The organism is Amedibacillus sp. YH-ame10 (assembly GCF_053848885.1).
This window is the reverse complement of record NZ_JBSPFA010000003.1, coordinates 84332-98155: the sequence shown is the minus strand read 5'-3', so window position 1 is coordinate 98155 and position 13824 is coordinate 84332. Positions and strand designations below refer to the sequence as shown.

The window sequence follows — 13824 nt, the reverse complement described above, 5'->3', positions numbered from 1 at the left end:
AAGCCCCTCCTACATATCTTTCTTTCCGATATCATTACGATAGAATAATTTATCACATGCTATAGCGTGAACATCTGCATATGCTTTATCATACGCTTCTTCTAATGTAGGTGCACTAGCAGTTATTGTTAATACACGCCCTCCATCAGTTACAATCTTTCCATCATGCATTGAGGTTCCCATATGGAAGACCATAGAATCTATCTTATCTAAGCCTTCAATAACAGCACCTTTTGTTGAACTAGCAGGATATCCCTCACTTGCCATAACAACGCCAAGCGTTACATTTTTATCCCATTCTAATTCTGTTTTACTATGATTCATGATATTTTCAATTACATCACATATATCTGTTTTTAAACGAGGCAAGATAACTTCTGCCTCAGGGTCTCCAAAGCGAGCATTAAATTCAATCGTTTTTACACCGTGTTTAGTTAACATCATTCCACCATACAAGAACCCTGTGAATGGATATCCTTCTTTCACCATTGCTTTTGCCATTGGAATCATAACATTATTCATAGCTTCATCAATGATGTCCTCAGTAATCTTTTTGACTGGTGAATATACTCCCATACCCCCAGTATTAGGTCCTTTATCTCCATCATATGCACATTTATGATCTTGTGCAATTTCACAAGGAAGTACTAAATCATCACATACGAAACAAATTAAAGAAAATTCAAACCCTACTAAACATTCTTCTATAACTACCTTATTTCCTGGAATATCAAAAGCAATATCAAGTGCTTCAATTGCTTCTTGAATATCCTGAGCAACGGTTACACCTTTTCCCGCTTTCAATCCATCTTCTTTTATAACAATTGGAGCACCATGTTTTTCCACATAGCAAATAGCATCTGCTTTGTTATGGAACGTTTGATATGCTGCTGTTGGAATTCCGTATTTATCCATAATTTGTTTTGAGAAATCTTTGCTTGATTCTACTTGTGCAGCATCCTTCGTAGGTCCAAAAATCTTTAACCCCTCTTTTTGGAACGCATCTACAACACCTAACGATAGGGTATGTTCAGGACCAACAATGGTCAAATCAATTTCATTTTCTTTCGCAAATTTTGTTAATCCTTCGATATCATTATCCGCGATATTAACACACTCTGCCAAATTTGCCATTCCTGGATTTCCAGGAGCTGCATAAATTTTCTTTACACGTGCACTTCTACTAACTGCATGAACAAGAGCATGTTCTCTTCCACCCTTACCAATTACCAATACTTTCATTTGCCTCATATCCTTTCCAATTCACTTTAGTTTATATAGTTTCAATTCAAAATACATTATTATTTTACTTTATTTCATGAAACTTTACAATGAAATCGGATAAGGTAAATGCATTCCTATCACATTTATCTAATAGAAGCTAGAAATCCTCTTTTTTCTAAGACAAATACCCTATACATTTTTTTACTCCTATGATTAAAAAAAGTCCCTGTACAAATTCTACAAAGACTTTACTATGTTCATAAAAAGCATTTATTTCGTACAAAACCGTTTGATTGCTTGGGCAACATTCCCCTCCATAAGGATAGCAGTTTCTTTCACAATATATTGTGGATTTTCTACCATTCCCCGTCTCACCCAATCAAGTATAATTCCAACAAAAGCATACTTATAAAAGTTCGCAATAAACGATTTGTCCTCTTCGCGTATAGAAAGATGTTTGCTCATTTCTTCTATCACATGATAAAGAACTTGATACGTTTCACGATATAAAAAATTTTCTAAATGTTCACGACTGATTGAGTGATATGTGCTTATCGCAAAATCTTTCTCTTCTAGTGCATATTCAAAAATACGTAGATATCCTTCTTCCCAGTTACGATAAGATTTCTTATCCGCAATCACTCTACTAGCTTCATCGGTATATATCCATTCAATCAAATCGTATATATCTTGAAAGTGATAATAAAACGTTTGTCGATTGACTCCACATTCTTCGCATAAGTCTGTGATTGTAATTTTATCTAGTGGCTTCTCTATGAGCTTGTTTTTCAATGATGAAGCCAGTGCTTTTTTGGTAGTTGTGGACATTGAACCATCTCCTTGCTCCTGAAATATGCATATAGTATAGCACACTTAAGATTGAAGTATAGTAGGAATGTTTTATCCACAATCGGCATGTATCTTATGCTTTTGCTTGGGAAATCTTTTTAAACATCCATCGAACGAATGCTCCACCAAAAAATATTTGCCATCCTAAAGCCATTGGGAAATTCATTGCGGTTGTTTGTAGCCATACACCAATGATTTCTACACCTGCATTCTTAAATAAAAGCGTTGCGATAAAGCTCATGATGGGGCACATAAGACATACGATTACAGAACATAACACTAAACGAATAAAAAATGGACGATCTTGTTTAGGATCTACAAGTTTGAACGTCATGTGAGTTGCTAGTTTTTCAATGATAAAGAACTCAAGTATAATCGCAATCGGCCACATAATCATCATTTCATGAAACGCAAGTATAAATACTTGATTTGTCATTCCACCAAGTGCAAGGGAAATATTATAACATATCATTGCGTACACCATGATAAACGCCATGGCAAGCGTAAAAATAAAGCTTTGTAATTTTGTTTTTGGCATAAAGAAACCTCCTATTGTACTGTATATTGTGTTGTTTCACGCAACTTGTGCGGTTTCTAATTTATACCAAAATACTTTTATACACCGTCGTAGATAATATCATATTTTTTTATTCTATGTAAGCATTTATTTTACATTATATAAAAAGTGCTCAAGGCCCTTCTCAATCATGAATGTACATGATAAAGAATTGCAAAGAGCACTGTATTGCTTCTTATTCCCATTTTGTATGAAAGGTTCCCTCTTTATCGGTTCTTTCATATGTGTGAGCGCCAAAGAAATCACGTTGAGCTTGCAATAGATTTGTACTTAAATACTTTGTACACATTCCATCTAAGTATTGAACAGAACTACTTAATACAGGTGTGAAACATTTGTTTTTTATAGCATGTAAAAGTACTCGTCTAGCTCCATCATTACATTGTTTGATCTCTTTTGAAAGTACATCTGATAATAATAAATGTTCAAGCTTTGCATCTTTCATATATGCCCTAATAATTTCTTGAAGAAACACAGATTTTATAATACAACCATTTTGCCAAATACGTGCAACTTCCTTCATATCAATTTGATAATCATTTTCTAATGATACCTTATGAATTAAGTGAAGTCCTTGCGCATACGTAGAAATCCTAGCCGTATATAAAGCATCTTCTAAATCTTGCAACAAATCCCCTTCATAGGGTATATAAGCATCTTTTTTATAGTGATCGCTTAGTTGTTCACGTATTAACTTTTCACTCGATAGAAAGCGAACTTGAACTGCTTCAGTTAAACTCGGTATTGCAAGAGCAAAATCAAAAGAAATTTGTGATGTCCACTTTCCTGTCCCTTTCTGTCGAGCAAGATCGCTTATATATGGTAATAAATACTCACCCTCTTCTTTATGGCAAAGAATTTCATATGTAATATCCATTAGATATGATTTTAATTTACCACTTCGCAAAACATCCCATGCTTGAATTATTTCCTCTTGCGACTGAAGATTGTCTTTTAGTATTTCATAAGCTTCCGCAATAACTTGCATATCAGCGTATTCGATTCCATTATGTACCATTTTTACAAAATGACCAGATCCGCCTTTCCCTATATAAGTGCAACATGCACTTCCATCTTCATTATGAGCTGCTATGCTTTCCAAAATATCTTTTACTGATTGATATGCTTCTGCATTTCCAGAAGGCATGATACTTGGCCCTAACAAAGCCCCCATTTCTCCACCTGACACTCCACTTCCTATAAAATGAATTCCAACCGATTCAAGTTCCTCTTGACGACGTTGCGTCTCTTTATAGAACGTATTTCCACAATCCAATAAAATATCTCCTCTTTGCAGTAGAGGAATCAAAGCTTTGATAACATCATCTACCGCAAAATCCGCTACCATAAGTATAATTTTTCGCGGTTTTTCAAGACTATGAACAAACTCTTCTAATGTATCATATCCTTCTATTCCCTGATATGTGTTTACAAACGTATGAAGTACCTCTTTATTTCGATTATAGACACTGATGCTATGATTTTTTGAGTGAATATTCCTTGCCAAAGATTGACCCATGACACCTAAGCCATATAAGCCTATTTTATTTCCCATACATCATTTCCTCTTCTTTTATTCTTTTCTTTAATTCTATTTTTGCATCTTCGATTAATGATGGATTGTTAAAAAGCTCAACAATAGCATTTGCCATCGCTTTTGAAGTTACATCCAAGCAATGCTTTCCATTTTCACTAATAGATAATTCTCGAAATTGTTCCGTATGTCCTGAAATCTTTTTTTCAGGTAATATGGTTCCATATATATTACAGGAAGGAATAACACGTGATACATTCCCTAAATCCTCTCCACCAGCATCACTAGGCATACCTTCCATCACTCCTTCATGAAGTGCGAGCAGTTCGTTTCGACTCAAATCGCCAAGTACAGAATTAGGTGTTCTACCAAGGTATCCACCTAACTCTTCCATAAATACTCGACAGCCCGTTGCTAATCCCATCCCTTTTGCTATATTTCGAATCTTTGTTTTTATCATAGATATATTAGATGCAACCATCGTTGAAATTTCAACTTCTAATTTTACGTGATCACTTATTCTGCCGAGATCAGTATTTGTTTCGCTTATAATACAGCAAATGTGAACATCATCGCGAAGTTGCTGACGAAGTAATCCAATCGCTTGATAAAATAACGATGCAGCATCAAGAGCATTGATTCCATCCTCTGGATGACTCTGCGCATGTGCACTTTTCCCTTCAAACGATATCGAAAGATCACAGAAGCTTGCACATGATCCGCCAATTCGTGTCATAGCACTCGTTGGATGCATAAGAAATACTGCATCTAGGTGATCAAATTCGCCATGCTCTAACATGATGATTTTTCCACCGCCATCTTCTTCAGCAGGTGTACCATATACTTCAATGGTTCCCTTTAAATCACTATTTTCTAATGCTTTTTTTACAGCATAAGCACACCCTAGTGCACTACTTGCAATCAAATGATGTCCACAAGCATGTCCCATATGTTCAAGTGCATCATATTCCGCAAAAACGGCAATATGAGGACCATTTCCTTTTTCAAAACGAGCACGGAATGCGGTCGGTAATTTTCCAACGTTCTTATCAATCGCAAACCCATGATTCTCTAATTCCTCACATAGTGCTGCACAAGCTTTTTTTTCTGCAAAGGCTACTTCAGGATTCTCAAACAGATAGTTCGCAATGTTCCATAACCCTTCAAATTCTTGGTCGATCGTCTCTGTGCATAGCTGCTTGATATCTTTAAGTTTCATAAGCAAAAGACTCCTTAAACAATTTTAAAGAAAGATAAGATTAAACTTGCAATGATAATTCCAATTAAAATTCCTCCATATTTTTGCCCTTTTTTCTTCATGTAAAAGTAGATCCCACAAATAAGTGCAAATGGTAATAACCCTGGTAAAATGCCATCAAGAATATCTTGTAATAAGATTGGATCACTATTTTCCAGTTTGAATCCTGCTGTAGTTGTCAAAGATACATATCCAGCGGAAAGTGCTCCCATCATCATTAATCCCAAAATACTACATGCATCGATGATATGATTCATTAATCCGCTTTGAATAAGCTTGCTAATGGCAGATCTTCCTAATGTATACCCTAGTTTACTCATGTACAGGCCAATAAAGTACCCTGAAATTGGAAACAGTAGTACAAAGAATGCACCAAGTAAGTTGTTTGATAATGCTAAAGTTGTGGCTAATGCCAAACAAATTGGTTTTATTGTTCCCCAAATCAGCGTATCTCCAATACCCGCAATAGGCCCCATAAGTCCTGTCTTTAATGCGACAATCATTTCATCCGACATTTCTTCTTCATTGATTGCCATTTCTTCTTCTAAAGACAATGATATACCTTGGATGACAGAACCTATAGTTCCCTCTGTATTGAAAAATTGTAGATGTCGTAATAATGCTTTTTGGTAATCCTCATCATTTGGATAAATTTTACGTAACGCATTCTGAATACTTGCGCAAAATGATAAGGACTGCATACGATCATAACAATGCGATACTTCACAAATCCAATACCATGTGTTGTATGCGCGAAATAAATCTTTATTAGTTAATTTACTTGTTTTTTTAACCTCTGCCATAATTACACCTCATTTTTCTTTTTCGTCATTAAGAATAAATATAAAACAGCAATACATACTCCGAATACAGCAATCCCCATCGTCGGTACATTCAAGTAAATTACTGTGAAGAAACCTATTACAAAGAATGGTAGAAATTCTCTTTTTCCAATTGTATAAACAGCCATCGCAAAACCTATTGCAGGTAAAGTACCTCCGGCAACTTCAACACCATGCATTGCCCAATCTGGAATTGCCTCGATTGCACTTTGCACAATTGTTGGTGCTAAAATATTCGCTAAGAAAATAGGAACAGCGGTTAATAGAAACGTTAGTAGTAATGGATATATGGTAGCATTTCTATTTAATCCTTTGTAGTTTCCTTTCTTTACAGCACGTTCTGCACGTATAGTAAACGTTGAGTTAATTGAATATTTTAAATTCCATAAAACTGATCCTAAAATACCAAATGGAACAGCAAGTACAGTCGCAGCGTGAGCATCTAAGCCTGTCCTTAATGCAATTGGAATTGCTACTAATGCTGCACTTGATGCACATGCAGGAACAGTTCCCCCTGGATAGATAATTCCCAAATACATTAGCTCCAAAGATCCCCCAATTAATAACCCTTCTTTTACTTGACCAGTTAATATACCTAATAATGCACCAACCAGTACAGGTTGTCCTAAAGTATCACTTAGCGTGTATCCAAAGTCTGTCGTAGAAACAAACTGCCATAATCCACAGAACAAGGCAATCATAATTAAATTTGTATCCATCATTTTCCTCCTAATTATCGAATTGTAACTTTTCGATTACTTTCTCTATTTCAATTTTTTGTTGTGTCGGAACTACATGGATATACACATGTTTATCTTCTGCACACATTTCTTTTATTAGGCTTACGTCATAAGCATCAAAAGAAATTCCAGATGATGTACCGACACGTCCCGCTCCACCACCTAATCCACCTATTTGAATTTGGGTCATTGGAAAATTTAGTTTTTGTAAGGCTCTACAATCACTAACTCCTTTAAACAATAAAAGCACATTTCCTTCTCCAAGCTGGTTTTCTTTCCAACTTGTAGCCATTTCTTGAACCGTATAAATATCAACTTTCACATTGGAAGGTGCAGCCATTTTATAAACGCTTCCTAGAAAATCATCCTTTGCTAATGCATCATTTACAATGACAATACGATTTGCATTTGCTTCTTTCACCCACTTTGTTACTACTTGTCCATGAATTAAACGGAAGTCAATTCTAATCAATTTGATATCTGCCATACATTTCACTTACCTTTCTTTTAAAATCTTTAATACATCTTTTCCACTTTCTTGAAGTGTACAAATACCAATCTCTTTTAATTCCTCAAATGGTACTTGCATCATCTGTGATGTTACTTCTAAATACATTGCTAAGTTCAAACCTGTGATAGCTTCCATGTCATATGTTTTTGACAATATTGCACAGGTGTTGCAGGGCGTACCTCCAAACAAATCAACTAGACATAGAACTTTTGATGGGCCCTTCTTCAGTTCTTCCTCTAGCAGCATTTTGTAATCTTCTGGTGGCATCCCTTGTAGCAATGGAAATGCAAACACATTTTCTACTTTGCCTGCAATCATTTCAGCTGATTTTATAAGTTCTTCACAAAACTTTCCATGAGAGCAAACAAATATTTTGATATCTTTCATGCTTAATCTCCTTTCAAGCCAACTCACCCTTCTTATAGCAAATTCCGTGCCAAAATAAAAAACGCCATAGTTACGGCGTTTTTTACACTTATTTTCATAGCGTGTTATTCTGTGTCAAAGATGTCCATAATATATGTTACTTCTGTGTCAGAAATCACAATTTGGAACTCATCTTCAATAACTTTCATCCCTGTGCGAATTATTCTATATAATTTTTCATTTCTTTGAATTCTTGTTTTATAGTCATCATACTCCATTTCTTGTCTACGGACACATCTTTCAATCATACAACCAACATGTAGCATATATCCAATCAATACACGATTATAATCATCCACTTGATACATTTTTGAAATCATTTTGAAGGATTTACGAATGGATACATCTGCTTTCGAAGGATCAAGAAAAATCAAGGACTCTTTTAGAAAATTATTGGTCATAAAATTTGGTGGAATCAAATTATCAGCTTCCACTCCGATTGTTGTCTGTAGAATTTGATTAAGTTGAGGCAATCCATCTTCAAGAATTAATCGATCACTAGAAATATATATAACATCTTGTAATTGTAAATCGATTGCCCCTACAACTGCTAGTATCGTCTTATTTAGAATATCTTTTTGATAAAATGTTTCTTTATTGCATGGAATGATTTCTATCAGATAATCTTTGATTAATGGTAACGCAGAGCGAATCAAGTCTCCTAATTTTATAGCAGCACCTTCGCCAGTGATACACGTTGTGATAATGGCGAATTTTTCTTTTGTTCTTTTCTCTTTGGTGTACAATTTTCCAATATAGGGTGTATAGCTTCTAAGCTCTTTATATAGCGCATCTAATTCATATTCACTTAACATTGTCTTACGCAAAGCTTCCAAGACAAATGGTGTCGTTGCCATATCTATAGTACGAATAGCAATTCCGGTATTTTTCATAATCATCTCACCAAACGACAACAAAGACCCCATGTCTACTAATAACAAAACACCCTTACCTTCATCAATTTCTTTCACCTTATCCGTAACGATCGTTAAAAATTCATCTACATTTTGATGTAAACTCATATCAAGTGCATGTCCATGTCTTGTATGTAAAAGGGTATTTGCAACATCTACCATATTACGCGCCACACCATTGCCATGAGCAATTACAAGTAATGCTATGTTTTGTGATATCTTTTCTTCTTTTCCGATACATAAGAACATAGTAAAGAAAATTAATTCTTGTTCATCAAACATTATTTCTAATTCTTTTTCCAAATATGCACGTATTTCTTTCGCTACGATATACTCATTTGGGTTTTCACGCAACACTTCTTGAACATTTGATGTAAGTTCGCTACTTCCTCTCTTATGTTCCATAAGTGCTGATATATGAAGAGCCATTGCAATACAAACTCTTTGTGAAATCGTCCTACGTAGTTTTTGACCAGCTAATTGTAAAGCTATTTCAGTCGCATGATAAATATGTAAAGGAATAATTTTATGCAAAACATCTTCTTCCTCTTCTGCTTGTGCTTTATCAAACAAAGACTGTGTATATTGGTTGATGTAGTACTGGATGTTATCATTTGCTTCCTTTGCACTTACTCCATGAATTTCATATTCATGAAATTTATGATTGATTTCTTTGTAAATATCTTGAAATTTACGATCATAATTTTCTTCAGAAGTTTCTTTATCGTATATCAAAGTGGTACTATCATGCAACTTCAAAAATTCCTTAATTTCTTTCTGCTTTGTTGAATTTAACAATCCTCTATATATATGATCTTGTAAGATATTCGTTGTAATTTTGATTACTTCATAATCCTTCATTTTAAATGCTAAAAAACCATTTGCACACAATAAGCGAATATCTGCTTTTAGCTGCCCGATATTACCTTTGCATTCATAGGAAAGTAAAGCACATATAACTTTATGATTCACATGAATAGGAATACGTACCTGATTATATTCTTGTCGGAAAAATTTTTCAATTAAATCATAACGTTCCTGTATGGTACGTTCATCCAATGAAGGCATTGTAATATTCATTGGAATTCGTCTTAAAAACGTTTGTAATAAAGAACTCTCTAAATTTTCTGTAGTTGCGGCTATGATTAATATCTTTTTAAGTTCTACATTCTCATTCGCCCCTAATTTTCGATACTCTCCACGATCCATTAACATGAATAACATTTCTTGTCCTTCTGGAGGTAAACGGTGTACTTCATCCAAAAAGAGAACACCACCACGAGCTTTTTCCACCAATCCATCACTGGATACATCGGCTCCTGTATAGGCACCTTTTACATACCCAAATAGTTGGCTCAACAATAGCTGAGGATTATCTGCATATTCCGCACAATTAAAAATAACAAACTGTGCTCCCTTATCTAATACTCCATATGAAACTGCATAATGAAACATAATTTCCGCAAACATCGTTTTCCCTGAACCCGTCGGTCCTACTAACAATGTGTGCAGTCCGAAAGGAGGATAAATCATTGCTGCTTTTGCTTTTTTAATCACTGTTTTCAGACTTTCTTCACTACCAATTACATGATAAAAATCATCTACACTATTCGAATCTAACCCTAATAAATCATGTAGAGAGTCTGTTTCAAATTGGGTAATTTTCTTACGCAATAGTTGCTCCATACATTCTACATCGAAATAATAAACAGGACGACCCATTGTTTTGATAACCATTTTATCTTGCTGTAGCTGATTTAATTCCTTACTTGTGTTTGCTCGATCAAGATCGAGTATTTGTGCAATCTCAGCAGCAGTAATACCATCGAATCCTTGCTCTATTTGCTGCTGTGTAATATCCTGACAGAGACGTTTTAAACAGTCGTAAATCCTAGATTTTCTTAACATTTCATGCACCCCAATTTTCTTTTTTTACGCTTATTCACAATCATTATCATACATATATCTTCTAACTTTCGATTATAGATGATATATGTATAAATGTCAAAATAAAGCACTTCCAAATATTGGTTATTCATACATATTCGCTCTGTCTAATTCATGTGAATTACAAGATGTAAAAAAAACACTCCAAAATTAATGAAGTGTTTAAGCGTGCATTTCATCCAATCGGCGATATAAATCCATAAACTCATCACAAAGAATTTTAAAACATTCTGCACTCATCAATTGATCTTGCGCATGGGTTAATAAAATATTCAATTCAACCTTTTCGCCACCAGCTTCTTGTTGAATTAACTGTTGATGAATACGATGTCCTTTCGCATACATTTCATTCCCTTGCCTAACCAATGTATTGCACATTTCATAGTTATGACTCTTTGCCTCCTGTATAGCTTGAATATAAGAATTTCGTGCTTGCCCTACAGAAGAAATGATTTCCAAAATCTCTAATTCTGAACTTACCATCGCTCTCACCTCGCGTCAATCTGTGTCCCTATTGTATCATACTTTAAGAAAACATTTTACTACGAATTTAGGAAATAGATATTTTTTTCTGTGGGAAGTAAATTTTTGCCTCTTCTTTCAAATCTACCTTTGTTAAAGCTTGTACAATATCACTCGCACTCGATAACTCTTTCACTTCTCCACTATCACTTAATACCCAAATATTATGTGTTCCTTCTTTTCCTGCATATGGTGAATATGGTTTTTGTGAAACAGCATCTTGGAATACATAATACGTATCATCGTAGCCCATTTCTCTTACTTTTTCACGGATTCTTTCCACATCCGCTGGATCATTACTACTAATATATTCAAACAGATGACGATTCAATAATCGATATGCGAGATCACTTAATGTGAAGTCCTCACAGTTTTGGAGTAATGCAAATCCATATAAAGCTGCAGATTCATCAAGACGATGTAAGTCATGAATACTAGCCTCTTCACCAGCTAAGAATGGTTCAAACATTGGCACATCCTTTAACATTTCTGGGTGAAGCGTATAGACATCTTTCATACGTTGAAACATAATGGATAAAAGAGCTTCATAACTACGTGCTACAGGATGTAAATAAACTTGCCAATACATATGGTATCGCGCCATAATATAATCCTCGACACTATGAATACCACTTTCTTTCACAACGATTCTTCCGTCTTTCACACGGATTGTTCTTAGGATTCTTTCCAAATCAAAATTCCCATAACTTGTACCCGTAAAATAAGCATCACGCAATAAATAATCCATACGATCCGCATCCAATTGTCCACTTACCAATTGGTTCATACATTCTTTAGGATGTTGATACAAAATAATACTTGCGACATCAGAAGGAAGTTTAGGGTCATATCGCATTAGAATATCATGAATCTCACTATCTTCCATAATTATCTTTACTGTATATTCTTCATGCTTATATACACTGATGCCTTCAAATGCATGAGAAAAAGGCCCATGCCCTATATCGTGTAAAAGCCCAGCTAACATTGCACACGCTTTTTCATATTCCGTTAATTCTTTACTTAAGGAATCAATTTCCTCTACCATACGACGTACAATTTCATACACCCCTAAAGAATGTGAAAAACGTGAATGTTCTGCAGTATGATATACCTGAAAATCTCCACCTAATTGATGAATCCGGCGTAATCTTTGCATCTCCTTAGCATTGATACAATCCCATATCACTTGTAAGTCCACATGGATATATCCGTGAATTGGATCTCTCATGACCTTGGTTTCATTCGTCTTTATCATAATCTCACGCCCCTTTTCTATAGTATACTACGTTTTTAGTACGTAACATAGCCACTTTTTTCAATCAGCTCTTTTCCCTGTGAGGAAGTAATCCATTGTAATAACGTATCTATTCTTTCGTTTTGATTGGATTCTAAGTGGATCGCGTAGAATGGAAATATAAACGGATAACTATCATTACGTACATTTTCTTTATCTGGTGATATTCCATCAATCTTCAAAAGTTTTATTTCTTTATTATTTACCATTTCCTTTGCGAAGTATCGAAATGAATACCCAATCGCATTTTCACGATTTTGATAATCTGCAGTTTGTGAAATGATTCCACCCATTCCTTGTACCACATTTTCTTCTATGGGCTGCATCACTGGTGTATCCTTCATCATACTTAACAATGCTGTTTGAGAACCACTACCTTCTGGTCGTTGATATGCTTTGATGGTTTCGTCCTTACCACCGACCTCTTTCCAGTTTGTTATCTTTCCACTATAAATATCTTGTATCTGTTCACTTGTTAAGGAATCTACTGGATTAGCCGCATTCACGAAAAATACAAAGCTTTCTTTACCAATTGGTGTTTTCACCATCGTTTCATTCGCATTGTCAAAATCACTTTGTTGTCCTTTGCTTGGTTCAAATACAAAAATCATATCTCTTTCTTTTTCTAACAATCGTCGATAAGCATCAGGTGTTGTATAACAAGTAACATCCCCATCATATAAAGGATATTCTTTTTCAGGATAGATTGCCTGTGCAAACGATGCATATACAGGATAAAATGCAGTAGCTCCATCCAATGTGATCACTGGTTCTTCTATTTGAAGACTTGCCTTTTGATCTAACGTTGCTAATAGCTTACTTTGAAATGGTCTGTATTGTTCTAAATCAACTTCTGTTGAAACCTTCACATAACGATCTTGATATGCATCATATGCAAGTGTACCTGCATAAGTAGCTCCACTCAAAATTAAAGGGAATAGGAAAACAGCCAGAATTTTAAACTTTGCCATCTTTTGATGAACAACATAATTTATAACCATTAACCAAACGATTCCATAAACAGATACGCTTAGAATAACGGCTACATATTGTATATACACATGGGTAGAAGACCAAGCTGAATATAGCAAAAATATTACTGTTTGGGGAAGCGATATTAGTGTTAATATAAAGGTTACTACAATCAATGCAATATTAATTTTTGTGGTTTTTTTCATGTGTT

At 34.8% G+C, this 13824-nt stretch carries 13 protein-coding genes; all 13 read right to left on the bottom strand.

Translation table 11 applies throughout. The features are described 5' to 3' along the window. Window positions 1–9: 9 nt before the first annotated feature. Window positions 10–1242: a phosphoribosylamine--glycine ligase gene (gene purD / locus ACWG42_RS02185; RefSeq protein WP_455789864.1), complete on the bottom strand. Its 1233-nt coding sequence runs from the start codon at window positions 1240–1242 to the stop codon at window positions 10–12. 252 nt (window positions 1243–1494) lie between these two features. Then, window positions 1495–2052, bottom strand: a complete 558-nt coding sequence (locus tag ACWG42_RS02180; protein WP_455789863.1) for a TetR/AcrR family transcriptional regulator — start codon at window positions 2050–2052, stop codon at window positions 1495–1497. Window positions 2053–2146: 94 nt separating this feature from the next. Then, a complete protein-coding gene (locus ACWG42_RS02175) occupies window positions 2147–2611 on the bottom strand; it encodes a DUF2798 domain-containing protein (protein WP_455789862.1) in 465 nt (154 codons plus the stop codon). Between the two features lie 214 nt (window positions 2612–2825). Then, on the bottom strand, window positions 2826–4205 hold the full coding sequence (gndA, locus tag ACWG42_RS02170; RefSeq protein ID WP_455789861.1) for an NADP-dependent phosphogluconate dehydrogenase: 1380 nt from the start codon (window positions 4203–4205) through the stop codon (window positions 2826–2828). Next, on the bottom strand, window positions 4195–5403 hold the full coding sequence (locus ACWG42_RS02165) for an amidohydrolase (protein ID WP_455789860.1): 1209 nt from the start codon (window positions 5401–5403) through the stop codon (window positions 4195–4197). The genes gndA and ACWG42_RS02165 overlap by 11 nt, the downstream gene beginning before the upstream one ends. 14 nt (window positions 5404–5417) lie before the next feature. Continuing rightward, on the bottom strand, window positions 5418–6245 hold the full coding sequence (locus tag ACWG42_RS02160) for a PTS system mannose/fructose/sorbose family transporter subunit IID (protein WP_455789859.1): 828 nt from the start codon (window positions 6243–6245) through the stop codon (window positions 5418–5420). Window positions 6246–6247: 2 nt separating this feature from the next. Beyond that, window positions 6248–7003, bottom strand: coding sequence for a PTS mannose/fructose/sorbose/N-acetylgalactosamine transporter subunit IIC (locus ACWG42_RS02155; RefSeq protein ID WP_455789858.1), 756 nt, complete (start codon window positions 7001–7003; stop codon window positions 6248–6250). A gap of 10 nt (window positions 7004–7013) precedes the next feature. Then, window positions 7014–7511 (bottom strand): PTS system mannose/fructose/N-acetylgalactosamine-transporter subunit IIB, encoded by a 498-nt coding sequence (locus tag ACWG42_RS02150; protein WP_455789857.1) that lies wholly within the window; start codon window positions 7509–7511, stop codon window positions 7014–7016. Between the two features lie 9 nt (window positions 7512–7520). Further along, the gene (locus ACWG42_RS02145) at window positions 7521–7922 is read right to left on the bottom strand and encodes a PTS sugar transporter subunit IIA (RefSeq protein ID WP_455789856.1); all 402 of its coding nucleotides are present in this window, start codon (window positions 7920–7922) and stop codon (window positions 7521–7523) included. Between the two features lie 104 nt (window positions 7923–8026). Next, window positions 8027–10783 (bottom strand): sigma 54-interacting transcriptional regulator, encoded by a 2757-nt coding sequence (locus tag ACWG42_RS02140; protein WP_455789855.1) that lies wholly within the window; start codon window positions 10781–10783, stop codon window positions 8027–8029. Window positions 10784–10984: 201 nt separating this feature from the next. Further along, window positions 10985–11305, bottom strand: a complete 321-nt coding sequence (locus tag ACWG42_RS02135; RefSeq protein WP_455789854.1) for a PTS lactose/cellobiose transporter subunit IIA — start codon at window positions 11303–11305, stop codon at window positions 10985–10987. Window positions 11306–11372: 67 nt separating this feature from the next. After that, the gene (locus ACWG42_RS02130; protein ID WP_455789853.1) at window positions 11373–12602 is read right to left on the bottom strand and encodes an HD domain-containing protein; all 1230 of its coding nucleotides are present in this window, start codon (window positions 12600–12602) and stop codon (window positions 11373–11375) included. 35 nt (window positions 12603–12637) lie between these two features. Beyond that, window positions 12638–13819: a PstS family phosphate ABC transporter substrate-binding protein gene (locus tag ACWG42_RS02125; protein ID WP_455789852.1), complete on the bottom strand. Its 1182-nt coding sequence runs from the start codon at window positions 13817–13819 to the stop codon at window positions 12638–12640. Window positions 13820–13824: the final 5 nt, after the last annotated feature.